Below are 3,028 nucleotides of genomic sequence, written 5' to 3' on the forward strand. Positions count from 1 at the left end.
TCATTGCGTCTTCACACACCGCAATCTGGTTGCTCTGGTTTAGAGAGCCGACGCAAATTGCTTGGGTGTTATATGGTCAAGCCTCACGGGCAATTAGTATTGGTTAGCTCAACGCCTCACAGCGCTTACACACCCAACCTATCAACGTCGTAGTCTTCGACGGCCCTTCAGGGAACTCAAGGTTCCAGTGAGATCTCATCTTGAGGCAAGTTTCCCGCTTAGATGCTTTCAGCGGTTATCTTTCCCGAACATAGCTACCCGGCAATGCCACTGGCGTGACAACCGGAACACCAGAGGTTCGTCCACTCCGGTCCTCTCGTACTAGGAGCAGCCCCTCTCAAATCTCAAACGTCCACGGCAGATAGGGACCGAACTGTCTCACGACGTTCTAAACCCAGCTCGCGTACCACTTTAAATGGCGAACAGCCATACCCTTGGGACCGGCTTCAGCCCCAGGATGTGATGAGCCGACATCGAGGTGCCAAACACCGCCGTCGATATGAACTCTTGGGCGGTATCAGCCTGTTATCCCCGGAGTACCTTTTATCCGTTGAGCGATGGCCCTTCCATACAGAACCACCGGATCACTAAGACCTACTTTCGTACCTGCTCGACGTGTCTGTCTCGCAGTCAAGCGCGCTTTTGCCTTTATACTCTACGACCGATTTCCGACCGGTCTGAGCGCACCTTCGTACTCCTCCGTTACTCTTTAGGAGGAGACCGCCCCAGTCAAACTACCCACCATACACTGTCCTCGATCCGGATAACGGACCTGAGTTAGAACCTCAAAGTTGCCAGGGTGGTATTTCAAGGATGGCTCCACGCGAACTGGCGTCCACGCTTCAAAGCCTCCCACCTATCCTACACAAGCAAATTCAAAGTCCAGTGCAAAGCTATAGTAAAGGTTCACGGGGTCTTTCCGTCTAGCCGCGGATACACTGCATCTTCACAGCGATTTCAATTTCACTGAGTCTCGGGTGGAGACAGCGCCGCCATCGTTACGCCATTCGTGCAGGTCGGAACTTACCCGACAAGGAATTTCGCTACCTTAGGACCGTTATAGTTACGGCCGCCGTTTACCGGGGCTTCGATCAAGAGCTTCGCGTTAGCTAACCCCATCAATTAACCTTCCGGCACCGGGCAGGCGTCACACCCTATACGTCCACTTTCGTGTTTGCAGAGTGCTGTGTTTTTAATAAACAGTCGCAGCGGCCTGGTATCTTCGACCGGCGTGGGCTTACGCAGCAAGTGCTTCACCCTCACCGGCGCACCTTCTCCCGAAGTTACGGTGCCATTTTGCCTAGTTCCTTCACCCGAGTTCTCTCAAGCGCCTTGGTATTCTCTACCCAACCACCTGTGTCGGTTTGGGGTACGGTTCCTGGTTATCTGAAGCTTAGAAGCTTTTCTTGGAAGCATGGCATCAACCACTTCGTCGCCTAAAGGCAACTCGTCATCAGCTCTCGGCCTTGAAACCCCGGATTTACCTAAGATTTCAGCCTACCACCTTAAACTTGGACAACCAACGCCAAGCTGGCCTAGCCTTCTCCGTCCCTCCATCGCAATAACCAGAAGTACAGGAATATTAACCTGTTTTCCATCGACTACGCTTTTCAGCCTCGCCTTAGGGACCGACTAACCCTGCGTCGATTAACGTTGCGCAGGAAACCTTGGTCTTTCGGCGTGGGTGTTTTTCACACCCATTGTCGTTACTCATGTCAGCATTCGCACTTCTGATACCTCCAGCAAGCTTCTCAACTCACCTTCACAGGCTTACAGAACGCTCCTCTACCGCATCACTTGCGTGATACCCGTAGCTTCGGTGTATGGTTTGAGCCCCGTTACATCTTCCGCGCAGGCCGACTCGACTAGTGAGCTATTACGCTTTCTTTAAAGGGTGGCTGCTTCTAAGCCAACCTCCTAGCTGTCTAAGCCTTCCCACATCGTTTCCCACTTAACCATAACTTTGGGACCTTAGCTGACGGTCTGGGTTGTTTCCCTTTTCACGACGGACGTTAGCACCCGCCGTGTGTCTCCCATGCTCGGCACTTGTAGGTATTCGGAGTTTGCATCGGTTTGGTAAGTCGGGATGACCCCCTAGCCGAAACAGTGCTCTACCCCCTACAGTGATACATGAGGCGCTACCTAAATAGCTTTCGAGGAGAACCAGCTATCTCCGAGCTTGATTAGCCTTTCACTCCGATCCACAGGTCATCCGCTAACTTTTCAACGGTAGTCGGTTCGGTCCTCCAGTCAGTGTTACCTAACCTTCAACCTGCCCATGGATAGATCGCCCGGTTTCGGGTCTATTCCCAGCGACTAGACGCCCTATTAAGACTCGCTTTCGCTACGCCTCCCCTATTCGGTTAAGCTCGCCACTGAAAATAAGTCGCTGACCCATTATACAAAAGGTACGCAGTCACAGAACAAAGTCTGCTCCCACTGCTTGTACGCATACGGTTTCAGGATCTATTTCACTCCCCTCTCCGGGGTTCTTTTCGCCTTTCCCTCACGGTACTAGTTCACTATCGGTCAGTCAGTAGTATTTAGCCTTGGAGGATGGTCCCCCCATATTCAGACAAAGTTTCTCGTGCTCCGTCCTACTCGATTTCATGACTAAGAGACTTTCGCGTACAGGGCTATCACCCACTATGGCCGCACTTTCCAGAGCGTTCCGCTAATCTCAAAGCCACTTAAGGGCTAGTCCCCGTTCGCTCGCCACTACTAAGGGAATCTCGGTTGATTTCTTTTCCTCAGGGTACTTAGATGTTTCAGTTCCCCTGGTTCGCCTCTTGCACCTATGTATTCAGTACAAGATAACCATCTTATGATGGCTGGGTTCCCCCATTCAGACATCTCCGGATCAAAGTCTGTTTGCCGACTCCCCGAAGCTTTTCGCAGGCTACCACGTCTTTCATCGCCTCTGACTGCCAAGGCATCCACCGTATGCGCTTCTTCACTTGACCATATAACCCCAAGCAATCTGGTTATACTGTGAAGACGACATTCGCCGAAAATTCGAATTTCTCAA

Annotated in this window: 1 rRNA gene; it reads right to left on the reverse strand. The window is 51.8% G+C overall.

The features are described 5' to 3' along the window. Positions 1 to 72: 72 nt before the first annotated feature. Positions 73 to 2,963 (reverse strand): 23S ribosomal RNA (locus QRN46_RS28675). Positions 2,964 to 3,028 lie beyond the last annotated feature (65 nt).

It is taken from the genome of Pseudomonas sp. lyk4-R2A-10 (genome assembly GCF_030209075.1).
Taxonomy (GTDB): domain Bacteria; phylum Pseudomonadota; class Gammaproteobacteria; order Pseudomonadales; family Pseudomonadaceae; genus Aquipseudomonas; species Aquipseudomonas glycinae.